This window comes from Methylobacterium sp. Leaf104 (assembly GCF_001422885.1).
In the GTDB taxonomy this organism is placed as follows: domain Bacteria; phylum Pseudomonadota; class Alphaproteobacteria; order Rhizobiales; family Beijerinckiaceae; genus Methylobacterium.
Map to the genome: position 1 here is coordinate 163,379 of NZ_LMMZ01000023.1, position 24,088 is coordinate 187,466.

The 24,088-nt window shown below is 68.1% G+C and carries 24 protein-coding genes; 4 read left to right on the forward strand and 20 right to left on the reverse strand.

Features of this window, described 5'->3' with window-relative positions; translation table 11 throughout:
• The first annotated feature begins 39 nt into the window (after window positions 1-39).
• On the forward strand, window positions 40-486 hold the full coding sequence (locus tag ASF49_RS13330; RefSeq protein ID WP_056473516.1) for a PaaI family thioesterase: 447 nt from the start codon (window positions 40-42) through the stop codon (window positions 484-486).
• Between the two features lie 179 nt (window positions 487-665).
• Window positions 666-1,970, forward strand: a complete 1,305-nt coding sequence (locus ASF49_RS13335) for a hemolysin family protein (protein ID WP_272481508.1) — start codon at window positions 666-668, stop codon at window positions 1,968-1,970.
• 430 nt (window positions 1,971-2,400) lie between these two features.
• On the opposite strand, the gene ASF49_RS13340 is transcribed toward ASF49_RS13335, so the two are convergent.
• Window positions 2,401-2,934, reverse strand: a complete 534-nt coding sequence (locus ASF49_RS13340; RefSeq protein ID WP_056473518.1) for a MucR family transcriptional regulator — start codon at window positions 2,932-2,934, stop codon at window positions 2,401-2,403.
• Between the two features lie 848 nt (window positions 2,935-3,782).
• Window positions 3,783-4,721 (reverse strand): N-acetyl-gamma-glutamyl-phosphate reductase, encoded by a 939-nt coding sequence (gene argC, locus ASF49_RS13345; RefSeq protein ID WP_056473520.1) that lies wholly within the window; start codon window positions 4,719-4,721, stop codon window positions 3,783-3,785.
• 219 nt (window positions 4,722-4,940) lie between these two features.
• Between argC and ASF49_RS13350 the strand changes: the two genes are divergently transcribed.
• Window positions 4,941-5,459 (forward strand): hypothetical protein, encoded by a 519-nt coding sequence (locus ASF49_RS13350; RefSeq protein WP_056473522.1) that lies wholly within the window; start codon window positions 4,941-4,943, stop codon window positions 5,457-5,459.
• Between the two features lie 4 nt (window positions 5,460-5,463).
• Here ASF49_RS13350 and ASF49_RS13355 read toward each other — a convergent pair whose 3' ends face one another.
• The 6 genes from ASF49_RS13355 to ASF49_RS13380 all read right to left on the reverse strand — a co-directional run bounded on the left by ASF49_RS13355 (window position 5,464) and on the right by ASF49_RS13380 (window position 9,921).
• Window positions 5,464-5,715, reverse strand: coding sequence for a hypothetical protein (locus ASF49_RS13355; protein WP_056473523.1), 252 nt, complete (start codon window positions 5,713-5,715; stop codon window positions 5,464-5,466).
• Window positions 5,716-5,795: 80 nt separating this feature from the next.
• The gene (gene rpsI, locus ASF49_RS13360) at window positions 5,796-6,275 is read right to left on the reverse strand and encodes a 30S ribosomal protein S9 (protein ID WP_056222465.1); all 480 of its coding nucleotides are present in this window, start codon (window positions 6,273-6,275) and stop codon (window positions 5,796-5,798) included.
• A 2-nt stretch (window positions 6,276-6,277) separates the two neighbouring features.
• Entirely contained in the window at window positions 6,278-6,739 is a 462-nt protein-coding gene (gene rplM / locus ASF49_RS13365) for a 50S ribosomal protein L13 (RefSeq protein ID WP_055952181.1), read from the reverse strand.
• A gap of 197 nt (window positions 6,740-6,936) precedes the next feature.
• Window positions 6,937-7,446, reverse strand: coding sequence for a ferritin-like domain-containing protein (locus ASF49_RS13370; RefSeq protein ID WP_056474361.1), 510 nt, complete (start codon window positions 7,444-7,446; stop codon window positions 6,937-6,939).
• Window positions 7,447-7,627: 181 nt separating this feature from the next.
• Window positions 7,628-7,828 carry a hypothetical protein gene (locus ASF49_RS13375; RefSeq protein ID WP_056473524.1) on the reverse strand — a complete coding sequence of 67 codons (201 nt, stop codon included), beginning with the start codon at window positions 7,826-7,828 and terminating at the stop codon, window positions 7,628-7,630.
• An 86-nt stretch (window positions 7,829-7,914) separates the two neighbouring features.
• The gene (locus ASF49_RS13380; RefSeq protein WP_056474363.1) at window positions 7,915-9,921 is read right to left on the reverse strand and encodes an OPT family oligopeptide transporter; all 2,007 of its coding nucleotides are present in this window, start codon (window positions 9,919-9,921) and stop codon (window positions 7,915-7,917) included.
• A 282-nt stretch (window positions 9,922-10,203) separates the two neighbouring features.
• On the opposite strand from ASF49_RS13380, the gene ASF49_RS13385 reads away from it, so the two are divergent.
• Entirely contained in the window at window positions 10,204-10,434 is a 231-nt protein-coding gene (locus ASF49_RS13385; protein WP_056473525.1) for a hypothetical protein, read from the forward strand.
• 23 nt (window positions 10,435-10,457) lie between these two features.
• On the opposite strand, the gene ASF49_RS13390 is transcribed toward ASF49_RS13385, so the two are convergent.
• The 12 genes from ASF49_RS13390 to ASF49_RS13445 form a co-directional block, all read right to left on the reverse strand.
• Complete coding sequence (locus tag ASF49_RS13390; protein WP_243214454.1) at window positions 10,458-10,790, reverse strand: PTS sugar transporter subunit IIA; 333 nt, start codon at window positions 10,788-10,790, stop codon at window positions 10,458-10,460.
• A 152-nt stretch (window positions 10,791-10,942) separates the two neighbouring features.
• A complete protein-coding gene (locus ASF49_RS13395) occupies window positions 10,943-11,644 on the reverse strand; it encodes a response regulator (protein ID WP_056473528.1) in 702 nt (233 codons plus the stop codon).
• Window positions 11,641-14,376 carry a sensor histidine kinase gene (locus ASF49_RS13400; protein WP_056473530.1) on the reverse strand — a complete coding sequence of 912 codons (2,736 nt, stop codon included), beginning with the start codon at window positions 14,374-14,376 and terminating at the stop codon, window positions 11,641-11,643. The genes ASF49_RS13395 and ASF49_RS13400 overlap by 4 nt, the downstream gene beginning before the upstream one ends.
• A 33-nt stretch (window positions 14,377-14,409) precedes the next feature.
• Window positions 14,410-15,015 (reverse strand): K(+)-transporting ATPase subunit C, encoded by a 606-nt coding sequence (locus ASF49_RS13405; protein ID WP_056473531.1) that lies wholly within the window; start codon window positions 15,013-15,015, stop codon window positions 14,410-14,412.
• A 32-nt stretch (window positions 15,016-15,047) separates the two neighbouring features.
• Window positions 15,048-17,138 (reverse strand): potassium-transporting ATPase subunit KdpB, encoded by a 2,091-nt coding sequence (kdpB, locus tag ASF49_RS13410; RefSeq protein WP_056473535.1) that lies wholly within the window; start codon window positions 17,136-17,138, stop codon window positions 15,048-15,050.
• A gap of 62 nt (window positions 17,139-17,200) precedes the next feature.
• Window positions 17,201-17,404, reverse strand: coding sequence for a hypothetical protein (locus ASF49_RS13415; protein ID WP_056473538.1), 204 nt, complete (start codon window positions 17,402-17,404; stop codon window positions 17,201-17,203).
• 3 nt (window positions 17,405-17,407) lie between these two features.
• Window positions 17,408-19,123 (reverse strand): potassium-transporting ATPase subunit KdpA, encoded by a 1,716-nt coding sequence (gene kdpA / locus ASF49_RS13420; protein WP_056473539.1) that lies wholly within the window; start codon window positions 19,121-19,123, stop codon window positions 17,408-17,410.
• A 35-nt stretch (window positions 19,124-19,158) separates the two neighbouring features.
• Window positions 19,159-19,248 carry a K(+)-transporting ATPase subunit F gene (locus tag ASF49_RS13425; protein ID WP_056473541.1) on the reverse strand — a complete coding sequence of 30 codons (90 nt, stop codon included), beginning with the start codon at window positions 19,246-19,248 and terminating at the stop codon, window positions 19,159-19,161.
• Between the two features lie 249 nt (window positions 19,249-19,497).
• The gene (locus ASF49_RS13430; RefSeq protein ID WP_082511254.1) at window positions 19,498-20,673 is read right to left on the reverse strand and encodes an amidohydrolase family protein; all 1,176 of its coding nucleotides are present in this window, start codon (window positions 20,671-20,673) and stop codon (window positions 19,498-19,500) included.
• Between the two features lie 7 nt (window positions 20,674-20,680).
• The gene (locus ASF49_RS13435; protein WP_056473543.1) at window positions 20,681-21,958 is read right to left on the reverse strand and encodes an amidohydrolase family protein; all 1,278 of its coding nucleotides are present in this window, start codon (window positions 21,956-21,958) and stop codon (window positions 20,681-20,683) included.
• A 275-nt stretch (window positions 21,959-22,233) separates the two neighbouring features.
• The gene (locus ASF49_RS13440; RefSeq protein ID WP_056473545.1) at window positions 22,234-22,917 is read right to left on the reverse strand and encodes a metallophosphoesterase family protein; all 684 of its coding nucleotides are present in this window, start codon (window positions 22,915-22,917) and stop codon (window positions 22,234-22,236) included.
• A 142-nt stretch (window positions 22,918-23,059) separates the two neighbouring features.
• Window positions 23,060-24,022: a type II secretion system F family protein gene (locus ASF49_RS13445; protein WP_056473547.1), complete on the reverse strand. Its 963-nt coding sequence runs from the start codon at window positions 24,020-24,022 to the stop codon at window positions 23,060-23,062.
• Window positions 24,023-24,088: the final 66 nt, after the last annotated feature.

Consider the following 24,088-nt stretch of genomic DNA (forward strand, 5'->3'; position numbering starts at 1 on the left):
TCGGGCCTGCCGCGTCACGGTGAGCCGGAGTTCGCGTCCATGTCCGAGACCCTGCCGCAGGCCCTCACGCTGGCGGAGACCGTGGCCTTCCTCGAATCGGCCTTCCCACAGATGGAGGCCGGGGGCCGGACCTACCACCTCGTCGAGGTCGGCCCCGGCCTCGCCCGGATGCGGATGGACCACCACGAGCGCCACCTGCGCCCCGGCGGCACGGTCTCCGGCCCCTCCATGATGGCGCTGGCCGACTACGCCCTCTACGCGGCGATCCTGGCCAGCCTCGGCCCGGTGGCGCTCGCCGTCACCACCAGCCTGACCTTCAACTTCCTGCGCAAGCCCGGCCCCACCGGACTCCTCGGCACCGCCCGCCTGCTCAAGCTCGGCCGGCGCCTCGCCGTCGGCGACGTCCACATCACCGGCCCGGACGGCGCCCCCCTGGTCTGCCACGCCACCGGCACCTACGCGATTCCGCCGGGCGCCCCGTCATGACACCGGGTGGGCCGCCCGATCCCCACGACCTCGACACGACCCCCGCGGTATACGCCGGCCTCCCGCACGCCCGCGATCCATCCGGAGCCGGGCCCCGGGTTCGCTGTGGCCCGCCCCGTGCGTTGCTGCTAGAGATCCGCCGCTGACCAGGGGAGACGACGATTTCCGACGCTGTATGGGTGACCGGCTTGGGCCTCCTCGCCGTCTTTGCCCTCGTGCTGGCTAACGGGTTCTTCGTTGCCGCCGAGTTCGCCCTGGTCTCCGTCCGGAAGAGCCGCGTCGCCGAGCTGGTCTCCGAGCGCCGGACCAACGCCCGATCGCTCCAGCGCGCCACCGACCAGCTCGACGCCTACCTCGCCGCGACTCAGCTCGGCATCACCATCTCGTCCCTGGCCCTGGGCTGGGTCGGCGAGCCGGCCCTGGCCCATCTCATTGTTCCGGCACTGCATTTCCTGCCGGAGCCGGTCGGCACAACCGCCGCCCACACGATCGCGGTGGTGATCTCGTTCGTCATCATCACGGCGATGCACATCGTCCTCGGCGAGCTGGCCCCGAAGAGCCTCGCCCTCCAGCGCAGCGAGCGAACCGCGCTCGCCGTGGTGCGCCCCCTGGGTGTCTTCCTGTTCGTCTTCCGGCCGGCGATCCTGTTTCTGAACGGCCTCGGCAACGGCGTGGTGCGGATGTTCGGCCTGCAGGCCGGCCACGGCGAGGGTTCGCTGCACTCCACGGCGGAGCTCAACCTCCTGGTCCAGGCGAGCCAGGAGGCCGGCCTGATCCGCGAGGCCCAGCAGGAGGCGGTGCAGCGCATCTTCTCGATCGGCGAGCGGCGGGTGCGCGATATCATGACGCCGCGCCACGAGGTCGAGTGGGTCGACGCCGATGAGGAGCCGGAGGCCGTCCTGAAGTCGGTGCGGGAATGCGACCATGCGCAGCTCGTGGTCAGCCGCAGCGAAGTCGACGAGATCGTCGGCGTCGTGCGCAAGCAGGACCTGCTCAACCAGCTCCTCGACGGCAAGCCCGTGAACGTCCTGGCGGCCACTCAGCCGCCCATCGTTGTGCACGAGAGCATGTCGATCCTGGCGGTCCTGGAGACCTTCCAGGCGAAACCCGTGCGGATGGCGGTCGTCGTCGATGAGTACGGCAGCCTGGAGGGGATCGTGACGCAGACCGATCTTCTGGAGGCCATCGCCGGCAACATCCCGGAAGTGGGCGACGAGCCGAGCGTGGTCGAGCGCGAGGACGGGTCGCTCCTCATCGACGGCATGATGCCGGCGTCGCAGGCCTTCGATCGGCTCGCTTTCGCCGAACACCCGAATTCCGACGACTTCACCACACTGGCAGGCTTCGTGATCTTCCGTCTCGGCCGCATCCCGGGAACGGGCGACCACTTCGAGTCCCACGGCTGGCGGTTCGAGGTCGTCGACATGGATGGGCGGCGCATCGACAAGGTCCTGGCGACGCCCCTATCGGGAGCGACCGAGTAAGGTCGCGACATTTCGTGGAAACACCTGCCGGGCGATCGCTCGGCCCGTGACGCCAGATTGCCGCGACTGAAGTGTTGTTGGGGTGAGCTCCTTGACGGACGCGACGATGTTTTCAGCATCGATAGGGCCACTCAGGGCAAAGCACCTCACGCGCAGGACGGCCTAATCAGCCCATCTCATGGATGCGCCCGCCCACAAAGTTTTAGTCGCCGAAATAAGTCTGTTCGTGCCGATCGGAGCGTGAAGAGCGGCAGGAAACGAATCGATGAGCGGCGCTCCGTTCGACCCAAGTCATCCGCGCGCTGAACCCATACCCGGCACGACCGGTGCACGTCGATCACCAACGGAAGCAACGCAGACAGCATGCTGCCTGCGTTGCGGTCACGAATGGAACGGCACGCGCTGGAACAACGCGCCGATGATCAAGAACTCAGGCGTCGACCTTCTTGCGCGGTCCGCGCCGCTTCTTCTCGACCTGCGGAGCCTCGGCCTGAGCTTCCTCGGGCGGGGGAGCCGACACGGTCTCCTCCGATGCGCTCTTGGCAACGCCTTTGCGGCGCTGCTGACCGAGACCGAGGGCGCGGGCCAGTTCGGAGCGCTGCTCGGAATAGCTTGCGGACGTCATCGGATAATCGGGCGCCAGGCCCCATTTGGCGCGGTACTGTTCGGGGGTCAGGCCACGCAGGGTAAGGTGCCTGCGCAGGGTCTTGTACTGCTTTCCGTCCTCGAAGCTGATCAGGTAATCCGGCGTGATCGAACGGCGAATTTCCTGGGGGGTCGCTTTCGGCGGACCAGCCTCCGCAGCTGGCGTACCGCTGGCAGTCACGCCTCGGATCGCCTCATGGACATCACTGAGCAGCTTGGGAAGCTCTGCACTCTGTACATGATTGTTGCTGACGTAGGCCGAGACGATATCGGCCGCCAGGGTGATGAGCCGAGCCGCGTCGTTATCCGTTTCATTCATGTGACTTCGCCGATCTGCATAAGTGTTGATCTTGTCTTCAAACGTAGGCTCGGATCTTTTCACAAGCAAGATGTTACGTCGAAGAATGAACGTTTTTCCGTCGGCATAAAGTGGATCATTTATCAAATTTTCGCGCATCGCCTGCACTAGTGGGGCCGATCGCGCTCCGGTTGCCCGAACACATCATCGAGGGCTCGTGCCGACTCACTTGAGTTCAATGGATTCTCGCGACGATGCTGATAAACCGCTCCATCAGCGCAACATATTCGACCGCAATCCGAATTCGTCCCCGGTCCACTTGGTGCCGCTGGTTTTCAGCGGATCGGTGTCTTTACGCTTCCAGGCGTGCAGGTGGCGCGCTTCCCTACATCGACACTTATGCGGCCGCGTCGATCTCCAACGAACGTCTGCCCGATCAGCGGACATAACGTTTCGTTCGATAAAACAATTTTATGGTGTTCGCAATGAAGCGAAGAGACTCTGCACAGCATTGGCAGCAGATGCTTGGCGAAGGCTGAGATGCCGATCAGACTCGAATGGAAACGAAGTGGCCCTGCAGTGCGTCTTTAGCTGCCTGGCCACCACTCATCTTCGCGGGCGCGTCGAGGACCTCGCACGGATGATACTCGTTCGGAGGCCCGAAGAAATTCTGTCGATCAAGGCTTCGGATGAAGGCTTCTGCACCACGCCCGCATACTGGCGAATCGGCGTGACCTCGAGAGCGAAACCGAATGTCCGATGCGGCACTCACCACTGAAGGGTTGTGGAGGCGATGGTCGGAGAGCAGGGTCGAAGGACCGAGTTGCGTGACGGCCCCGCCGGAAGTCCGGCGGGGCCGCGTTTGGTCATCAGTCGAGGCCGAGCATCAGGCCGATATTCTGGACCGCCGCGCCGGATGCACCCTTGCCGAGATTGTCGAGGCGGGCAACGAGGACAGCCTGCCGATAGGTCTCGTTGCCGAAAACCCGAACCTCGAGGCGGTCGGTGTCGTTCAACGCTTCCGGCTCGAGACGCTCGGCACCATCGTTGGGAATGACCCGCACGAGATCCTGCCCCTCGTAATAGGCAGCAAGGGCCTTCTCCAATTCCAGCACCGTCGGCGAACCCGGCAGGGTGTCGAGGTGGAGCGGTACGCTCACCAGCATGCCCTGCCGGAAGTTACCGACGGAGGGAATGAAGATCGGCCGCCGCGTGAGGCCGGCATAGGCCTGCGTCTCGGGCAGGTGCTTGTGGCTGAGCCCGAGCCCGTAAAGCAGGAAGGATTCTCCTTCTCCGGCCTCATAGGTCTCGATCATGCCCTTCCCGCCGCCGCTGTAGCCGCTGACGGCATTGATGCTGATGGGGTGGTTCGACGGGATCAGGCCCACTTCCACCAGGGGGCGCAGCACCGCGATCGCGCCGGTCGGATAGCAACCTGGATTGGCGACGCGCCGGGCGCCGCGGATCGCCAGCGCCTGGGCGGGCTCGAGTTCGGCGAAGCCGTAGACCCAGGCCGGATCGACCCGGTGCGCGGTACTGGCGTCGAGGATGCGAGGTCCGCCGCCCAGCAGGGTGTCGGCAAGGGCAACGGTCTCCTTGGCGGCGGCATCCGGCAGGCACAGCACCACGAGGTCGACCACCTGCAGCAGGTCGCGCTTCACCGCGATATCCTTGCGGCTCTCATGCGGGATGCTCTTCAGGGCGACACGGCCCTCGCGCTCGAGGCGCTCGCGGATTCCGAGGCCGGTGGTTCCCGCCTCGCCATCGATGAAGACCGTGGGCTTCCGCCCCGCATCGTTCTCGCTCATGGTTGCCTGATTTCCTCTTGATCGCACCGACGAAGATACGTCTCGCACCGGTCCGTGAGCGCAGGTGACCGGGACGCTTCGTCAAGTCAACGTCTTCTCGCGACCGGAACAAGGCTTGATGACGCTCGATCAAGCCTGTGTATCGCTCGGAGCGGCCTGGAACGGCGGCATCGGACGGCTGTTATTCGCGGGACGACACATCCGATCGAGGTCGAACCGATGTCAGCCAGCGCAGAAAAGAGCGATCCCAAGCTTTGGGAGAAGGTGAAGAAGCAGGTCACCGAATCCGACAAGGGCGGAAAGCCCGGTCAGTGGTCGGCCCGCAAGGCCCAGGCCGCCACGAAGGCCTACAAGGATGCCGGCGGCGGCTACCAGGGCAAGAAGTCCTCCGACAATCACCTGAAGCAGTGGACCGAGGAGGAGTGGGACACCAAGTCCGGCAAGAAGAGCGGCGAGACGGGCGAGCGCTACCTGCCGAAGAAAGCCCGCGAGTCGGTGTCCAAGTCGGAATACGACCGGTCCACAAAGAAGAAGCGCGTCGATTCGGCCAAGGGGAGGCAATTCTCGAAACAGCCCGCCGACGTCGCCAAGAAGACTGCCGCGGCGCGCAGATCCGCTTCAGGAAAATCAGGCTCGGCGAAAACGAAGGCCGACCTGATGAAGGCGGCGCGCGACAAGAACATTCCTGGCCGCTCGAAGATGTCGAAGGGCGAACTGGAACACGCCCTGCACGCCTGAGGGCTCAAGCGCTGAGCGTACCCCAGGACGGCTTCCACAAGTTATGGGGATCGATCACCACGATCTCGCGCCCGCTCTCGTTGGCCACGTGAACGGCGATGCCGAAGGCCTGAGCAATGGGGAGCACGCCGGTGGTGCTGAACAGGCGCCCGTCGGCGAGCTTCACCTCCCCGCTCGTCGCACCGTCCGTCTCTGCCAAGCAAAGAGTGACCGCGTCGGCGTCGGGCCGGGTGACGCGTCGGAAGGGCTTCGCCATGGGTCCTAGTCTCTCTGCCGCGGCTCAAAAGGAAAGGGCGGCCGAAGCCGCCCTGTCCGGACATGTATCGAAGGGCCGGATCAGCGCTTCGAGAACTGGAAGCTGCGACGCGCCTTCTTGCGGCCGTACTTCTTGCGCTCGACCACGCGGCTGTCGCGGGTGAGGAAGCCTTCGCGCTTCAGCGGCGAGCGCAACTCCGGCTCGTAGTAGGTCAGCGCCTTCGAGAGGCCGTGGCGCACCGCACCAGCCTGCCCCGAAAGACCACCGCCGTGAACCGAGACGGTGATGTCGTACTGGTCGACGCGGTTGGCGATCTGGAGGGGCTGACGCAGGATCATGCGCAGCACCGGGCGAGCGAAGTAGGTCTCGACGGCGCGGCCGTTGACGACCACCTTGCCGGTACCGGGCTTGATCCAGACGCGGGCGACCGCGTCCTTGCGCTTGCCGGTGGCGTAGGCGCGGCCCTGGGCGTCGAGCTTCTGGACGTGGACCGGGGCGGCGTTCTCCGGCGACTCGACGTTCGCGCGGTTCAGGTCGGAGAGGGACTGAAGGGTCGCCATGATCAAGCGCTCACGTTCTTGCGGTTGAGGCTGCCGACGTCGAGCGCCTGCGGTTGCTGGGCGGTATGGGGATGCTCGGAGCCCTTGTAGACCCGGAGGTTGCCCATGATCTGGCGGAAGAGCGGGCCGCGGGGAAGCATGCGCTCGACGGCCTTCTCCACGACACGCTCAGGAAAGCGACCGTCGAGGATGAACTTGGCCGTGCGCTCCTTGATGCCGCCCGGATATCCGGTGTGATGATAATACACCTTCTGCTCGCGCTTGCGGCCGGTGAACTTCACCTTCTCGGCGTTGATGACGATGACGTTGTCGCCGCAATCGACGTGGGGCGTGTACGCAGCCTTGTGCTTGCCGCGCAGGCGCATGGCGACGATGGAGGCGAGCCGGCCAACGACCAGGCCCTCCGCATCGACGATGATCCACTTCTTGTCGACGTCGGCGGGCTTCAGAGAAAAGGTCTTCATCCCGTGGCGTTCCGTAATGGTGTCTGGACAAAACGATGCGCCGCCGCGTGCGGGACGCGGCGGCGTTGGAGGTTCCATTAGGGAGATGCAGCGGTTTCGTCAAGCGGCTTTCCGCACGTTTCGACCCGCTTGGAAAGCGAAAAGCGCAATCATTCGAAACGCTTCGATCTCACGGTATCCAAATACCGCGATCCCGTTCAGCGATCCGCCTTGTCGCCGCTCGTGGTCAGTTCGATGTAGCGCAAGGTGGTGGGGCGCACGAGTTCGCGCACCCTACGCGCCATCGCCTCTTCCTCACGCAGAGATTGTTGAAAGCCCGTGAGTGCCGCCTGCTGACCCGCCGCCTCGGTGATGGCGAGGAGCGATTCGTAGGCGGCGATCTCGAAGTTCTCGAAGGCGTGGTTCGCGTAGGCATTCTTCAGGATCTCGTCCTGGGCCGGCATGTGGCCGAGGGCCATCATGTTGCCGACGAAGCCGAGCACGCCCTCCTTGATGGTGGAAGGGCTCTCCGAGACGCCGTGCAGAGCCTCCTCGAGGCGGGTCCGCTGACCATGCGTCTCCTCGATGTGACGGCGCAGGGCCGCTTCCATCTCGGGGTAGCGCTGCAGGCGCTCGACCTGCCGCTCCATGATCTGGAGCGCCTGCATCTCGAGCGCATGGGTGTTCTTCAGGGCAGTCACATAGATTTCGCGCGTGTCGATGGCCACCTGGACGTTCTCCTCATCGCTTGCGAAGACATTCGCTGTCGTCACGAGAAGATGTCTGCACAGACTCCTGTTCCGCGCCGGCCCGGGAGGTCTTTCGCACGCAGCCGCGCGACAGAAAGGCATCCGGCGCCATTGCCGAAGTCTGCAAATCAATTGCCGCGCTTGTCGTCCTGCGAAAAACTCAGCCTCGTTTCAGTCGCTCCAGTTCCGCCTCGGCCACCAGAGCCCGCGTCTTCCAGCCGTCGCGCTCCGCCTCGGCTTCGCGGGCCGCGATCTCGGCACGCTGGGCACGCGCCGCCTGCGTCGCGGCCAGGGCTTGCGCCCGTTCGCGGGCGCGGGTCTCGCCCGCCATCTGAACTTTGAGGTCGCGGGGCGTGGCCATCGCGGCAATCCTTGGCTCGGGTCCGGTCCGCTGCTGTCCCGCGCAGTCGAGCTAGGGTCAAGCGCTGCCGAGGCAGCGCGGAGCGCTTAGGCAGGTGACGCACGGGACACCAAGCGGTGAAAGCCGAGGGCGGCCGCGGCGAAGACAGCTGCTCCGAGACCCGTCGCTACCGGTGCAAATCCTGGACCGACCAGCACGAGGGACGAGCCGCGCCCAGCAAGCGTGTCGGCAGCGGCGAGGAGCACGCCCACGATGCTCTCGCCGACGAGAAATCCCGACGCGACGAGAACGCCCCGTCGTCGAGCCAGGGTCTCTCCATCTTTCGAAGGGTGTGCCTGAAGGCGCCTTCGGCCGAACCAGCCGATGATGCCCCCGATGGCGATCGTCACCACGACTTCGAGGGGGAGGTAGATCCCGATCCCCACCGTCAGCGCCGGAAACGACAGGTCCCGCCGCCGCAGGACGGCTTCCAGGGCGACGAACACCACGCCGAGTCCGGCACCGACCGCCACCATCGTCCAGGGCAGCTCGCCATGGACGATGCCGGTCGCGATCTGGGTCATCAGGGCGGCCTGCGGCGCCGGCAGGGCGGTGCCCGCCTCCATGTCCGCCCGGGGCAGGGCTCCGGCGAAGCCGTAGGCCTGGTAGAGCAGAGACAGGAGCGGAGCGATGACGAGGGCGCCGACGGTGACGCCCGCGATCAGGGCCACCTGCTGACGCCAGGGTGTGGCATCGACGAGTTGTCCGGTCTTCAGGTCCTGCAGGTTATCGTTGGCGATGGAAGCCGTCGTCACCACCACGGCCGCGAGGAGAAGCGCGAGTCCGATGACGAAGCGGTCGCCCTCCGGCCCGGCCTCGCCACCGATCAGCAGCGGGATCATGACCGCGGTCACGAGCGTCGTGAGGATGCCGATACCCGAGATCGGGCTGCTCGACGAGCCGAGGAGCCCGGCGAGGTAGCCGCAGGCCGCCGCCATCAGGAAGCCGAACAGCACCGCGAAGAGCGTCGCGGCCGCGACCACCACGCCGTGCAGGCGCCCGAGCGCGGCACCCGAGGCGAAGACCCAGAACAGGCCGGCGAGGAGGACGGCCAGTACGAGGGTCCCGCCGGCGACCCAGACTATAGGCAAGTCGCGTTCCTGGCGCGGGACATCCCCGCTGGTGCCACCCCGACGCGCGCTGGCCAGGGCGGAGCGCAGGCTGCCGGCGATCTGGCCGCTGAGGCGTGCCACGGTCCAGAGGGCGCCCACCGCGATGATGCCGGCGCCCAGAAGGCGGACCTGTCCCGACCAGACCACCTGCGCGGCGTCTCCGGTCTGATCGCCCGCAGACCCGAGAGCGGTGAGCAGTGGCACGGCGATGCCCCAGGCGATGGCGACGCCGGTCAGGAGCGCGAGGCAAGCGCCGATCCCGACGAGGTAGCCGACGCCGACGAGAGCCAGTGAGAAGCCGGTGCCGAGCCGGAACAGGGCTGAGCCCGCCGCCACGGTCGTGTGAATCCCGTCCGCCAGGATGCGGAAGCCGGTGGTGGAAAGCCCGATCAGACCGGCGAAAGCCGCTGCTCCGATCAGCGGGCGCAGACCGCCGCGATGATTCACGTCCCCGGAGGAGTCGCCCGCCCGCAGCACTTCGGCCGCCGCGGTGCCCTCCGGGTACGGTAGGCCCGCCCCCATGACCAGGGCGCGGCGCAGCGGGATCGAATAGGCGATGCCGAGAAGTCCGCCGATCAGGCACAAGCCTGTCGTCTGCCAGTACGGAAAATCCGCCCAATGGCCGATAAGGACGAGTCCCGGCAGGACGAGGATGACATTGCACAGCGTCCCAGCCGCCGAGGCCTGCGTCTGAACGATGTTGTTCTCGAAGATGTTGCTGCCCCCGACAAGGCGCAGCATCCCCATCGACAGCATCGCCGCGGGAATCGAGGTCGAGAAGGTCACACCCGTTTTCAGGCCCATGTAGAGGTTGGCCGTCATGAACACGACGGTGATGACCGCGCCGAGCAGCAGCCCGCGCCAGGTCAATTCGGCGGCATGCGGGGATTCGGTCCTCACGAAACCGCGTTCGGCGCGCCGCTCTTCGGGGGGAGAGGACAGGTCGAGAGCGCGAGCCGGTGCATGGGGTAGGGTCCTGACGCCTCGGGGGTCCGCCACATCCGAAGCGTCGCCCCCTATCGGCATCGTGCGAAAGCTCGCCCGCCCTGCAAACCACATAGGTTATCGGAGGTGGTCTCCGGTCCGGCGCGGCCACGTCTCCGCGGGCGATCCTGATGCGACCCTTATGAAATGAAACCGCTTTTCCGCTCGAACCCTCACACGATGCGACGCAGATTTCCCGTGCGTTCCGCCACTTGGACCGCCCGAACCGACGAGACAAACATGTCCATTCCTCTCCCGGCCGCCATCGACAGCCCGGTCTCCGCCGACGACCTGCCGCGCTACCTCATCGGGCGGGACGGACAAGGCTGCTGGGTTGCCGTCGAGACCCATGGCCGTGCCGGCGGTCTGTTCCGCACATGCCAAGCGGCGGTGCATTATGCCGTCGAGGCGACCGCGCATCGGCCAGAGGCCGTTCGGATTGCGGCGGACCGCGTCGAGCTTCGGATCTGACGAGCGGGCCGCTGGTCGGGCTCTCAGCCGTCGGCCTCGCACCAATCTCGGCTCGGGGCGACATGAAGGCCGGGCGCATCACGAGCAGCGAGCTGGGCGCTCGGCACGGCCGGATCGCGCAGCCGCCGGACGATGCAGGCGAGGCCATTCGCCGAGTCGTCCCGCGGGACAGCCGGCAGGGGCAGCAGAGCGACGAGATCCACGGGAGGTTCGTCGATCGCCTCGAACTCGATGGGATCACGCAGGTGGGCCAGCAGACCGAACAACCGTTCCAGGTCTTCGCGCCGGGCATGCGGCAGGACGATGCCGGCTCGGATCCCGGCGGAGCCAAGGCGCTCGCGCTTCTCCGGGACCATGCGGATCGGTGCGGATTCCCTTCCGAAAGCGAGTGATGCCGGGTGCGCGAAGTCTTCGAGGAGCGCCGCCTTGCCGGCAACGCGCAGGCCGCAAAGGATACGTCCGGGCGGCGGAAACGCTTCGAGCCTCACGGGACCGGCGTTCAACCGGCTCACCGGAGCGGCCCGCCCTCGTCGTCCGGCGCACGCAGGCGATATCCGACACCGGTCTCGGTGAGGAGAAGACGTGGGCGCTCGGGATCGGCTTCGATCTTCTGGCGAAGCTGGCGCACGTAGACCCTGAGGTACTGCGGGTCCGACGAGGTCGAGACGGCGTTCATGAGTTGGGCGTGCGTCAGGGCCTTGCCGGCATGCTGCACCAAGATCCGCAGGAAGTCGTACTCCCGCGGTGTCAGCTTCACCTCGACGCCGCGAACGCGGACGATGCGGCGCACCAGATCGACGCTCAGGCCATCGACCTCGAACAGGGCGCGCTCGCCCTGGACTGCCAACTGGTGGCGCAGGGCCGCGCGAAGGCGCGCCAGGAGTTCGCCCATGCCGAAGGGCTTGGTGACGTAGTCGTCCGCGCCGAGATCGAGAGCCTCGACCTTGCCCGGCTCGTCGTCGCGGCTCGACAGGACGACCACCGGCAGATCACGGTGACCCTCCCGGATCCGGCGCAGGAGATCGTGTCCGTGCATGTCCGGCAGGCCGAGATCGAGGATGATCAGATCGATCGTCTCGCGGGCCAGGACCTCGAGGGCGACCCGCGCGCTCGGTGCCTCGAAGATCGTATAGCCCTGCGTTGCCAAGCCCATCCGGAGCAGCTTGCGGATGGGTGGCTCGTCGTCGACCACGAGGACAGCGAGGGTCATGCGGCAAGGTCTGGGGCGGCGGGACGGGCGGTGGGTACCGGCAGGAGGAGGGTGAAGGCGGCGCCGCTTCGATCCTCACGGTTACCCGCGATCAGCGTACCGCCCATCGCCTCGACGAAGCCGCGCGCTATGGCGAGGCCGAGGCCCGTCCCGGCGCGCACGCTGTCGCCCTTCCGGGCGCGGTAGAACTTGTCGAATACCCGCTCGCGCTCGGCCTCGGGCAGGCCGTCGCCCTCGTCGAGCACTTGAAGACGGACCTTCGACGGCGCGCCGGCTTGGCCGAAGACGAGCTGCGCCGACACCGTGACGGCGGAACCGGCCGGAGCGTACTTGGCGGCGTTGTCGAGGAGATTGACCAGGACCTGCTCGAACAGCACCGGATCGAGGCGAAGAGCCGGCAGGTTCGGCGCCAGTTCCAGCACGACCCGGTGCTCCGCCAGGATGGGACCCTGGCGGCGCAGGGCGGTGTCGACGATCTCCGCCACGTCCTGCGCGGTCAGGTTTGCCGCGACCGCGCCAGCCTCGAGTCGGGTCATGTCGAGGAGGTTGGCGATGAAGCGGTTGAGCCGTTCCGACTCGGCGATAATCGTCGCCAGGAGATCGCCCTTGGCCTCACGGTCCAGCTCGGCGTCGAGGTCGCGCAGCGTCGTGGCGGCGCCGAGGACCGATGACAATGGCGTCCGCAGGTCGTGGGAGATCGAGGTCAGCAGAGCCTGGCGCAGCCGGTCGGTCTCGGCATCGCGTTCTGCCCGCGCCAGATCCTCCACGAGCCGGACCCGTTCGATGGCGAGAGCCCCCATGTCGGCCAGCGCGTCGAACAGGCGTCGATCCTCGGGTGTGAGGATCGGTCCCCTGCCATCCGCATCGAGGCCGATGACTCCGATGGGACCGCGACCTGTTCGCGTCGGGAGGAAGAGGCGACGCGCGCCCGGAAGCGTGTCGGCCCCGCGCCCCGCCGGCCGATCGTTGGCGAAGGCCCATTGGGCCGCGGCCAGATCCGCCGCATCGAGGCGGTCCTCGGGTGGATAACCGGCCCGGACCGTGACCGTGTCCTCCTCGGGCAGCAGCAGCACGACCCGTACGCGCAGCATCGCTGCGATCTGGGCCGAGGTCGCCCAGAGCACGTCGTCGAGGGTGCCGCAGGCGGAGAGCTTTCGGCTGAAGCCGTAGAGGCGCTCCGTCGCCCGGGCGCGGCGCTGGCTGACCACCGCGACCGTCCGGGCCCGGGCGGCGAGGTTCGAGACCAGGACGGCGACCAGGGTGAACAGCAGGAAGGCGGCGACGTTGGTCGGGTCGGCGATGGTCAGCGTGTAGACCGGCGGCAGGAAGAAGAAGTTGTAGGCCAGCGAGGCGGCGACCACGGCGGCCAGCGCAGGACCCAGGCCGAAGCGGGCCGCGACCGCCACCACAGCCGTCAGCAGGAAGAGGTCGGCATTCTCGACCCCGAGATAGGGCTGCAGCCCGAGGGCGAGGCCGAGGCCGGAGAGGATCGCGAGCGCCGCGAAGCCGTAGCCGGCGCTGTCGAGAGCAGGACGCGCGGGGGCCGTCGCCACCGCCTTTCGTGGCGCGGGCATCGGCAGGGTCTCGCCGGGGACGACGTGAATGCTGATGGCCCCGCTCCGACGCACGAGGTCGTATACCACGGAGCCGTTGACGAGCTCGAACATCCAGGACCGCGTCGCCTTGCCGACGACGATGTGGTTGACGTTGGCGCCGCGGGCATAGGACAGGAGGTCGTCGGCCACGCGCCGGCTCCCCGGCAGGGTGACGGCGTCGCCGCCGAGCCTGTCGGCGAGGCGCAGGGCGTCGGCGATCCGGTCGCGGTCCGCCTCGCTGAGGCCGAGGCTGCGCGCGCCCTCCACCGTGACGGCCGTCCACGGCGCGTGCAGGCGGTCGGCGAGGCGCTTGGCGTAGCGGACGAGACCGGCGGAGCGCGGATCCTCGCTCACGCAGACCATCACCCGTTCGCCGGCACTCCACGGTCCCGCGATGGCATGGGCCTGCATGTGGCTCAGGAGTTCGTGGTCGACCCGTTCGGCCGTACGCCGCAGGGCGAGTTCGCGCAGGGCCGTCAGGTTGCCGCGCGAGAAGTAGTGGCGCAGGGCGCGCTCCGCATGGGCGGGCACGTAGACCTTGCCGGCCTTCAGGCGCTCGATCAGGTCGTCGGGATTGAGGTCCACGACCTCGATGTCCTCGGCCCGGTCGAGGATGCCGTCCGGCACCGTCTCGCGCACCCGGATCCGGGTGATCTGCGCGACGACGTCGTTCAGGCTCTCGACGTGCTGGATGTTGAGGGTCGTGTGCACGTCGATGCCGGCATCGAGCAGTTCCTCGACGTCCTGATAGCGCTTGGGATGGCGCGAGCCGGGCGCGTTGGTGTGGGCGAGTTCGTCCACGAGAGCCAGGGCCGGTCGCCGCGCCAGCAGGGCGTCGAGGTCCATCTCCTCGAGGACGGCGTCATGGTAGGCGACCCTGCGTCGCGGAACGACCTCGAAGCCCTCGACCAGGGCCTCGGTCTCGCTGCGGCCGTGGGTCTCGACGACGCCGATCACCACGTCCGTCCCGGCCTTCAGCCGCGCCCGGCCGATCGTCAGCATCTCGTAGGTCTTGCCGACGCCGGGTGCCGCGCCGAGGAAGACCTTGAGGCGGCCGCGCCCCGCCGCGTCGCGGCGCGCGCGGTCGAGCAACGCCTCCGGCGAGGGACGCTGGCGCTCGCGGCCATCCTCGTTCATCGAAATCCCTTCGTCTGCTTCCCGCGGAACGGATTATTGCCGGAGGTGCGCGTCCAAAGCGAGGTTCAGCGCCAGCACGTTGACGCGCGGCTCGCCGAGGAGCCCGAAGGTCCGGCCTTCGACCTGCGCAACAACGAGGTCGCGCACCCGATCCGCGCCGACGCCCCGCGCGCGGGCCACACGCGGCACCTGGAACAGGGCGGCCTCCGGCGACAGATCCGGATCGAGCCCGGACCCGCTGGTGGTGACGAGGTCGACCGGCACCGGTGCACCGGGGTTCTCGGCTCTCAAGGCGTCGAGATCGCCCTTCACGCGCTCGGCCAGGGCCGCGCTGGTCGGGCCGAGATTGGAGCCGGCCGAGTTGGAGGCGTTGTAGGGCGACGGAACGGTCTTGGTGGCATCGGCCGGATCGGCGGCGACGGTCGCCGAGGGGCGTCCATGGAAGTAGCGCGGGCTGGTGAAGGACTGCCCGATGAGGCCGGAGCCGACGATCGCGCCGTCGCGGCGGATCAGGCTGCCGGCGGCCTTGGCGGGAAAGATCGCCGCGGCGAGCCCGGTCATGGCCAGGGGATAGGCGAGACCGGTGATCGCCGTCAGCACGAGGAAGAGGACGAGCGCGGGACGTAGGGACGCGAGCATGGGGGCGACTCTGGTTCGGAGCGGGAAGGGGATCAGGCGAGGTGCAGGGCATTCACGGCGAGGTCGATCGCCTTGATGCCGACGAACGGCACCAGGATGCCGCCGAGGCCGTAGACCAGCAGGTTGCGCCGCAGGAGCGCGGCGGCGCCCACCGCCCGGTACGCGACGCCGCGCAGGGCGAGCGGAATCAGCGCGACGATGATCAGGGCATTGAAGATGATCGCCGACAGGATCGCGCTCTGGGGCGAGGCGAGCCCCATGACGTTCAGGGCCTGAAGCTGCGGATAGAGCGTCAGGAACATCGCCGGGATGATGGCGAAGTACTTCGCCACGTCGTTGGCGATGGAGAAGGTCGTCAGGGCGCCGCGGGTCATGAGGAGCTGCTTGCCGATCCCGACGATCTCGATGAGCTTGGTCGGATCGGAATCGAGGTCGACCATGTTGCCGGCCTCGCGGGCCGCAACCGTTCCGGTGTTCATGGCGACGCCGACATCGGCCTGGGCGAGGGCGGGCGCATCGTTGGTGCCGTCGCCGCACATGGCCACGAGCTTGCCGTCCGCCTGCTCCTTACGGATCAGCGCGAGCTTGTCCTCCGGGGTGGCCTGCGCCAGGAAGTCGTCGACGCCGGCCTCGGCCGCGATGGCGGCGGCGGTCATGGGGTTGTCGCCGGTGATCATCACCGTGCGGATGCCCATGCGGCGGAGTTCGGCGAAGCGCTCGCGGATGCCGCCCTTCACGATGTCCTTCAAGGTGACGACGCCGAGGAGTCGACCGTCGCGGGCGACCGCCAGGGGCGTGCCGCCGGCCTTGGCGATGGTCTCCGCGATGTCCCTGATCTCGGCGACGGTCCGGGAATCCTCGTCCGGGCGAAAGGCGAGAGCCGCATTCGAGCCGCGCGACACCACGGGCTGGCCGCCCAGCGAGGCGATCACCGCCTCGACGGCGCCCTTGCGGATGGATGCGCCGTCGAGATCGACGCCGGACATGCGCGACTGGGCCGTGAAGGGCACGAAGGTGGCATTCAGGCCGGCCATGTCGCGGGCGCGGATGCCGTAGCGGTCCTTGGCCAGCACCACGATCGAGCGGCCCTCGGGCGTCTCGTCGGCGAGGGAGGCGAGTTGCGCCGCGTCCGCGAGATCCTGCTCGGTGACCCCGCCGACGGGCCGGAACTCGGTCGCCTGGCGGTTCCCGAGGGTGATGGTGCCGGTCTTGTCGAGGAGGAGGGTGTCGACGTCGCCCGCCGCCTCGACCGCGCGGCCCGACATGGCGAGCACGTTGAAGCGAACGAGGCGATCCATGCCGGCGATGCCGATCGCGGACAGGAGCGCGCCGATGGTGGTCGGGATGAGGGTCACGAACAGGGCGACGAGGACGACGAGGGGAATTGCGCCGCCGGCATAGCTCGCGAAGCTCGGAATGCTGGCCACCGCGAAGACGAAGACGAGGGTCAGGCCGGCGAGCAGGATGTTGAGGGCGATCTCGTTCGGCGTCTTCTGCCGGGATGCCCCCTCGACCAGCGCGATCATGCGGTCGACGAAGGTCGAGCCGGCCGCGGCCGTGATGCGGACCCGGATCGCGTCGGACAGGACCTGCGTTCCGCCGGTCACCGCCGACCGGTCGCCGCCGGATTCCCGGATGACAGGCGCGGACTCGCCGGTGATGGCCGCCTCGTTGACGGAGGCGACGCCCGCGATGACCTCGCCGTCGGACGGGATCAGGTCGCCGGCCTCCACCAGCACCACGTCACCGACCTTCAGCGACGTGCCGGGCACGGAATCCCAGGAATCGCCCTGACCGGCGAGGCGCTTGGCCGTCATCTCGGTGCGCGTGCGGCGCAGGCTGTCGGCCTGTGCCTTGCCGCGGCCCTCGGCCAGGGCTTCGGCGAAGTTGGCGAAGATCAGCGTGAACCACAGCCACAGGATGATCTGACCGGAGAAGCCGAGTCCGGGAACGCCGGTCGCCAGATCGCGGACGAACAGCACGGTCGTCAGGGCGGCCACCACCTCGACCACGAACATCACGGGATTGCGGATCATGATCCGGGGATCGAGCTTCCTGAGCGAACCGACGAGCGCCGGGCCGACGAGGGCGGCGCTGAAGAGGGAGGAGGACGGGCGAGACATGACGGGTGTTTCCACGAAGGGTCGCGGGGAGACCGGGCGCGGCGCCGGGTCGGTGAGGCGGATCAGGGCGCGAGCGCGCGGCTCGCGAGACCGGCAGCGAGCACCAGGGCGAGGGCGCCCAGGAGGGTGACCCCGAGCAGCGCCAGGATCAGGTCGGAGAGCCGGATCGGCCGGGCTCCGGAACCCGTGAGGGGCGGGCGGCTGCCCGGGCGGGGCACATGCAGGTGATGGCGCCGGCCCCGGCGCGGCGGAAAAGCGGGCCGCATCGCTCAGCCGCCCGCCGCGAAGGTCTGACCCGCGCTGCCCGCGAGGTGTTCGACGATCGGGCCAAGCGCCAGGGACGGGAAGAAGGTCAGGCCGCCGACGATCAGGATCACGCCGACCAGCATGCCGATGAACAGCCCGCCATGGGTCGGCAGGGTCCCGGCGGAGGCCGGCACGGTCTTCTTGGCGGCGAGGGCGCCCGCGATCGCCAGGGCGGGGATGATCACGAAGAACCGCCCCACCAGCATGCCGATGGCCAGCGTGGTGTTGTAGAACGGGGTGTTGCCGCTGAGGCCGCCGAAGGCGGAGCCGTTGTTGGCCGCCGCGGAGGTGAAGGCGTAGAGGATCTCCGAGAAGCCGTGCGGCCCGGCATTGGCGGGACCGGCGAGACCGGCGGCCACCACGGTGGCGAGGGCGGTGAAGCCCAGCATCATCAGGGGCAGGCACAGGATGGCGAGCATGGCCATCTTCACCTCCCGGGCCTCGATCTTCTTGCCGAGATATTCCGGTGTCCGGCCGACCATGAGCCCGGCGACGAAGATCGCCACGATGACGAAGACGAGCATGCCGTAGAGGCCCGCGCCGACGCCGCCGACGATGATCTCGCCGAGCTGCATGTTGATCATCGGCACCAGCCCGCCGAGGGCGGTGAAGCTGTCGTGCATCGCGTTGACCGCGCCGCAGGAGGCGGCGGTGGTCACCACCGCGAAGAGCGCCGAGGCGACGATGCCGAAGCGCAGTTCCTTGCCCTCCATGTTGCCGCCGTCGAGCCCGAACCCGTTCAGCACGGAGCTGCCCGCGGCCTCGCTGGCATAGGTGACGAGGACGCCCGCGAGGAACAGCACGCCCATGGCGCCGAGGATCGCCCAGCCCTGCCGCTCGTCGCCGACCATGCGACCGAACACGTTGGTCATCGCCGCCCCGAGGACGAAGATCGAGAGGATCTGGACGAGATTGGACAGCGCGGTCGGGTTCTCGAAGGGATGCGCCGCGTTGGCGTTGAAGAACCCGCCTCCGTTGGTCCCGAGCATCTTGATCGCGACCTGGCTCGCCACCGGGCCGACCGCGATGGTCTGGGTGGCGCCCTCGAGCGTCGTCGCCTCGATGGAGGCCCCGAGGGTCTGCGGGATGCCCTGCGAGACCAGGAACAGGGTGTAGACCACGCAGATCGGCAGCAGCACGTAGAGCGTGCAGCGGGTGAGATCGACCCAGAAGGAGCCCACCGTCCGGGCCGAGGCCCGGGAGAAGCCCCGGACCAGCGCCACCGCGAGGGCGATGCCGGTGGCGGCCGAGAGGAAGTTCTGGTGGGTCAGGCCCAGCATCTGCGACAGGTAGGAGAGGGTGCTCTCGCCGCCGTAATTCTGCCAGTTGGTGTTCGTCACGAAGCTCGCGGCGGTGTTGAAGGCGAGGTCCGGCGCCACCGCCGATTGCCCGGCCGGATTGAGGGGCAGGACGTCCTGCAGCCGGAGCAGACCGTAGAGGGCGGCAAAGCCGAGGGCGTGGAACGCCAGCATGGCGAGCCCGTAGGCGAGCCAGCTCTGCTCGCTCCGGGCATCGATGCCGGCGAGGCGATAGAGTCCGGCCTCGACGGGGGCGAGGACGGGCGAGAGGAGCGTGCGCTCCCCCTGGAAGACGCGCGTCATGTACCCGCCGAGCGGCCTGACGAGCGCCAGCACGATCGCGCAGAACAGCGCGACCTGAAGCCAGCCGTTGATGGTCATGGAGGTGGTCCTTGGGAATTCGTCCGGAGGGTTCGTCAGAACCGCTCGGGGCGCACGAGGGCGTAGGTGAGGTATCCGAGCAGGCCCAGGGTCACGAGGGCGCCGAAGGTCAGGTCGAGGGTCATGATGCGCGCTCCCGGCAGCCGGCTCAGAGGCGTTCGCAGAGCTTGGCGTAACCGGCGGCGAGGCCGAAGAAGGCGAGGCCCGCGGCAAGGAAGGTGATGTCGAGCATGGTGGGTCCGATCCGGTGCGGCGGATCGGTCTCGGGTCGTCACGACCGATCGCGCCTCGCCCGAAGGATGGACGGGAACCGCATTAGGGTTCGAGAGGGCGTCCGGCGCGTTCTTATAAGGATCGCATGAGGATCGGGGCGCTCAGGGGGCCGGCCCGACCTGCGCGAGCCTGGCCGCGAGGCGCGGGTAGACCCGAAGGGCGTTGCCCGCATAGAGCTTGGCCCGATCCGCATCGGAGATCGCGGCCGCCTCGACGTATCGCTTGGTGTCGTCGTAGGCGTGGCCGGTCTCGGGATCGATCCCGTTCACCGCGCCCACCATCTCGGATGCGAAGAGCACGTTGTCCGTGGGCACGACCTTCAGCAGCAGATCGATGCCGGGTTGGTGGTAGACGCAGGTGTCGAAATAGACGTTGCGCAGCAGGTCCGTGAGCGGCGGGCGCTTCAGGTCCTGCGCCAGCCCGCGGTAGCGGCCCCAGTGATAGGGGACCGCGCCGCCCCCGTGCGGGATGATCAGGCGCAGGGTCGGGAAATCCTTGAACAGGTCCGAGGTGACGAACTGCATGAAGGCGGTGGTGTCGCCGTTCATGTAATGCGCGCCGGTCGCATGGAAGTTGAGATTGGCCGAGGCGCTGACATGCACCATGCCGGGCACGTCGAGCGCGACCATCTTCTCCCAGAGCGGGTACCAGAACCGGTCCGAGAGGGGCGGATCGCTCCAGTGGCCGCCGGACGGGTCGGGATTCACGTTGCAGCCGACGAAGCCGAGCTGCGTCACGCAGCGCTCGAGTTCCGCCGTGCAGTTCTTCGGCGAGACGCCGGGCGTCTGCGGCAGCTGGCAGATTCCGACGAAATTGCGCGGCATCAGCGTGGCGACGCGGTGGATCATGTCGTTGGAGACGACCGACCAGTCGAGGCTGGTCCGGGCATTGCCGATGTGGTGCCCCATGCCTCCGGCGCGCGGCGAGAACAGGGCGAGGGAGATGCCGCGCTCGGTCTGGAGCTTGACCTGGCGCCCGGCGACGCTCGCGCGGACCTCGTCGTCGCTGACGGATAGCGCGGAGGGCGAGGGGGACTGGGCGGGATCGTTGATCGCGTCGATCTGGCGCTTGCGCCAGGCCAGCATGGCCGGCGGCTCGGTGGTGTAGTGGCCGTGGCAATCGATGACGGGGCCGCGATAGGGCGTGCGATCCGCCGGCTGCGCCGCCGCGTGCGAGCCGGCGGCCACCGCACCGCCCAGGGCCGCCACGGCCCGCATGAAGCCGCGACGCGGCAGGCAGCAGGTGCAGGCGGCCGGGACGTCGGACGATGCGATCATCGCGGCCTCACCGAACGGAGAAGGGGAGCTGGTACGGGCGCCCGAACGGGACGCCATTGTTCACCGTCTGGACGGGCGCGAGGAAGCCTGTGCCGTCCCGGCGATTGTTGCGGGTGTCCACCATGGAGAGCGGTCGCTCGACCCATTCCATCACCGAGACGTCGCCCGGCGCACCGACCTGCAGGGTTCCGAGCTTCGCGTCCCGGTCGATCACGCGGGCCGGTGCCGCGGTCGCCATCGCGATCACCTGCTCCAGGCCGAAGCCGAGAGGCAGGAACTTGCTCATGACCAGCGGCAGGAACGGCATGCCCGGCGTATTGCCGGAGACGACGTGCAGGTCCGACGAGATCGTATCGGGCGGGGCTCCCTGCGCGATGGCCGCTTCCGCCACGGTGAAGTCGAACGAGCCGCCGCCATGGCCGATGTCGAAGACGACGCCGCGCTGCTTGGCGGCGAGCGCCGCCGGCAGGAGCTTGCCGTCCTGGACGATGTTGGTGAACTGGCCCGCCAGGTTGGGCGCGCCGGAATAGCAGTGCGTGAGGATGTCGCCGGGGCGCAGCAGGTCGAGGATCCGGCTCATCAGGTCGGCGGTCTCGACGCCGCCGATATGCGCCATCACCTTGGCGGGCCGTCCCGACATCTCGCAGGCCTGGATCGCCCGGCGCAGGGGTTCGGCGCCATGCTTGAAGATGACGTTCTCCGACATCCGCACCTTGGCCCCCAGGACGAAGTCGGGGTTCTCGGCGATGGCGCGCGCACAGGCTTCCACCTGGGCATTGTCGATGTTGTAGAGCTCGGCGACGGGGAAGGCCGACAACCCGTTGTTCGCGATGTGCACGAAGGCGAACATCCGCGTCCGGGTCTGGGCGGCGATGTGCCGGCGCAGGGCGGCGATGGTGTTGGCGCCCGCGTCGCCCGCCGAGACGACCGTGGTCACGCCCGAGAACGGCACCGTCTCGTCGGCCGGAATGCCGATCGCCGAGCCGTACGGAAAGGTATGGGCGTGGAGGTCGACGAGGCCGGGCAGGACGAGCTTGCCGGACGCGTCGATCGTCTGCCTGGCCCGGTCCGTCGGCAGGTCCGGCGCGAGGGCCGCGATCCGCCCGTAGCGGAGGCCGACATCGCGCTTCGCGCGCAGGGACTGGCTCGGATCGATCACCTCGCCACCCCGGATGACAAGGTCGAAGGGCGCGTCCGGATCCGGCTCCGCGCGTGCGCCGGCCGCGGCGGCGAGACCGGCCGCGGCCGCGCCGCCGAGCCAGGCACGGCGTGTCAGCTCATCCACGGCCTCGCCCCCGGATCACGACCGCACGGCGGATCACTGCCCTGCTCGGCATGGTTTCGACTCCCTGGCCCCGGCGCTCGTTCGTCGGCCCCGATGTCCGGGAGACTAGGGGGCGATCGCCAGGGCAGGCAATGCTTTTCGGAGATCGGGCGGACGCGTTCCGACAAACCCGCGGCACTTGCGCCCGGCGTCGCGCCGACCGCTGCCCATCACGCCACGCGGAACGGTGCGCGATCGGCGACGAAAACCTGCGACGGCAAGGTCTCGGCCGCGGTTCAGCGGTCGGACCCATCGTCACGATCGACCTGGAGGAAGCCGATGGGGCCGGGCCGGGTCTCGTCGAAGATCCCGGCGGTGAGAGCTCCGCCGTAGACGCAGCCGGTGTCGAGGTTGGTGCGGAACGCCTGCTGGTCCGGCACGCCGCTCGTCTGCGGAGTGTGCCCGTGGACCACGTGCTTTCCGAAGTCGAAGGCCGCGCTCAGGAACGGCTCGCGGATCCAGAGGCGGGCGGACACGTCCGGATCGATCCCCTGGCGTCCGGGCCGAAAGCCCGCGTGCACGTAGTAGCGCAGGGCATCCTCGTGAACGGTGGGCAGGAGGGAGAGCCAGGTCAGGACGTCGTGCGGAAAATCTTCCGGATCCGCGATCCCGAAGGATTGCAGCGTTTCCTGGCCGCCATTGGTCAGCCAGACCGTGGCACCGAGCGCGTCACGATAGGCATCCAGCATCATCTGCTCGTGATTGCCCAGGAGGCAGGTGATGGCGTTGGGGGCGTCGCCCTGAAGATGTCTCAGGATCGCGATCACCTGGGCACTCTCGGGACCGCGGTCCACGTAGTCGCCCAGGCAGACGATCCGGGCGGGACGGCCGGCCCGATGCACGTTGATCCGGCGCAGCAGCCGGAGCAGCGCGCCTGCGCAGCCGTGAATGTCGCCGATCGCGTAGGTCAGGTCGTTCATGCAGAATCCGGTGACGGGGTCAGAAAGCACGCCGACCGCATGGCAGGATTCCGAAGCTCCGAACATCCTCGATTCACGAAGGGTCTGCGCGCCTCCCCATCCTGTGAGACGTCCGGGTCCAGGCCGTGTCGCCGGCCGCGCCCTATCGGAAGATCTGGATCATCGCCGGGGTCAGGATGACCACGAACAGAACGGGCAGGAAGAACAGGATCATCGGCACCGTCAGCTTCGGCGGCAGGGCGGCAGCCTTCTTCTCGGCCTCGTTCATGCGCATGTCGCGGCTCTCCTGCGACAGGACCCGCAACGCCTGGCCCACGGGCGTCCCGTAGCGCTCGGCCTGGATCAGGGCGGTCGTGACCGCCTTGATCTGGTCGAGGCCGATGCGGTTGGCGAGATTCTCGAAGGCGATCCGTCGATCCGGAAGGTAGGAGAGCTCGGCCGTCAGGACCGCGAGTTCCTCGGCGAGGACGATCGACTGCCCCACCACCTCGGTGCTGACGCGGCGGAAGGCGTGCTCGACCGACATACCCGATTCCACGCAGATCAGCGTCAGGTCGAGGGCGTCCGGCCAGGCCGCCCGGATCTCGGTCTGGCGCTTGTTGGCGCAGTTGTGCAGGTAGAGTTCGGGCGCCTTGATGCCGAGGAGGAGAACCGCGATCACGATCATCGTCCGGATCGCGAAGGGCTGGTCCAGAACCCCGAGGACGAAGACGTAGAAAATCGCGACGACGGCGAGGACGATCGGGGTCACGAGACGGAAGAACAGAAAGCCGGTTTCCGCGCCGGGCGAGCGATACCCCGCCATCATCAGCTGCTTCCGGGAGGTTTCGGTCCCGAGCCAGCGGTTCAGGTTGAACTGCTCCACCACCCGTTTCATGTAGGCCTTCGGCGCGACCCGCAGGGTCGCCTTGGAGCTCATGCGCTCGCGCTCGCGGCGCCGGATCTCCTCGCGCTCCTCTCCCAGCAGCTTCATGCGCTTGCCGAGACGGTCCGGCTCCAGGATCGGCTGGAGCAGCGCGAACGCCGTGGCAGCCGCGGCGACCGCCGCCAGGGCGGTGCCGAGAAATCGCGGGTCGGTGACCTTCGCGGCGATGAGATCCAGCATGCGGTGTCTCCGTACGATCCGACCGGACGAGGATTCTGGGTGACGGGGTGTCTTGCGGCGGGGCGT

Coding starts and splice junctions, on each gene's coding strand:
- ASF49_RS13375 (WP_056473524.1), bottom strand. CDS start 7,828: ATGGCCACGCCCCGCGACCTCAAAGTTCAGATGGCGGGCGAGACCCGC.
- ASF49_RS13390 (WP_243214454.1), bottom strand. CDS start 10,790: ATGGTCCCGGAGAAGCGCGAGCGCCTTGGCTCCGCCGGGATCCGAGCC.
- rplM (WP_055952181.1), bottom strand. CDS start 6,739: ATGAAGACCTTTTCTCTGAAGCCCGCCGACGTCGACAAGAAGTGGATC.
- ASF49_RS13425 (WP_056473541.1), bottom strand. CDS start 19,248: ATGACCCTCGACCTGACCTTCGGCGCCCTCGTGACCCTGGGCCTGCTC.
- kdpB (WP_056473535.1), bottom strand. CDS start 17,138: ATGTCTCGCCCGTCCTCCTCCCTCTTCAGCGCCGCCCTCGTCGGCCCG.
- kdpA (WP_056473539.1), bottom strand. CDS start 19,123: ATGACCATCAACGGCTGGCTTCAGGTCGCGCTGTTCTGCGCGATCGTG.
- ASF49_RS13385 (WP_056473525.1), top strand. CDS start 10,204: ATGTCCATTCCTCTCCCGGCCGCCATCGACAGCCCGGTCTCCGCCGAC.
- ASF49_RS13350 (WP_056473522.1), top strand. CDS start 4,941: ATGTCAGCCAGCGCAGAAAAGAGCGATCCCAAGCTTTGGGAGAAGGTG.
- ASF49_RS13330 (WP_056473516.1), top strand. CDS start 40: ATGTCCGAGACCCTGCCGCAGGCCCTCACGCTGGCGGAGACCGTGGCC.
- ASF49_RS13405 (WP_056473531.1), bottom strand. CDS start 15,015: ATGCTCGCGTCCCTACGTCCCGCGCTCGTCCTCTTCCTCGTGCTGACG.
- ASF49_RS13340 (WP_056473518.1), bottom strand. CDS start 2,934: ATGAATGAAACGGATAACGACGCGGCTCGGCTCATCACCCTGGCGGCC.
- ASF49_RS13400 (WP_056473530.1), bottom strand. CDS start 14,376: ATGAACGAGGATGGCCGCGAGCGCCAGCGTCCCTCGCCGGAGGCGTTG.
- ASF49_RS13430 (WP_082511254.1), bottom strand. CDS start 20,673: ATGATCGCATCGTCCGACGTCCCGGCCGCCTGCACCTGCTGCCTGCCG.
- ASF49_RS13395 (WP_056473528.1), bottom strand. CDS start 11,644: ATGACCCTCGCTGTCCTCGTGGTCGACGACGAGCCACCCATCCGCAAG.
- ASF49_RS13445 (WP_056473547.1), bottom strand. CDS start 24,022: ATGCTGGATCTCATCGCCGCGAAGGTCACCGACCCGCGATTTCTCGGC.
- ASF49_RS13415 (WP_056473538.1), bottom strand. CDS start 17,404: ATGCGGCCCGCTTTTCCGCCGCGCCGGGGCCGGCGCCATCACCTGCAT.
- ASF49_RS13440 (WP_056473545.1), bottom strand. CDS start 22,917: ATGAACGACCTGACCTACGCGATCGGCGACATTCACGGCTGCGCAGGC.
- argC (WP_056473520.1), bottom strand. CDS start 4,721: ATGAGCGAGAACGATGCGGGGCGGAAGCCCACGGTCTTCATCGATGGC.
- ASF49_RS13355 (WP_056473523.1), bottom strand. CDS start 5,715: ATGGCGAAGCCCTTCCGACGCGTCACCCGGCCCGACGCCGACGCGGTC.
- rpsI (WP_056222465.1), bottom strand. CDS start 6,275: ATGGCGACCCTTCAGTCCCTCTCCGACCTGAACCGCGCGAACGTCGAG.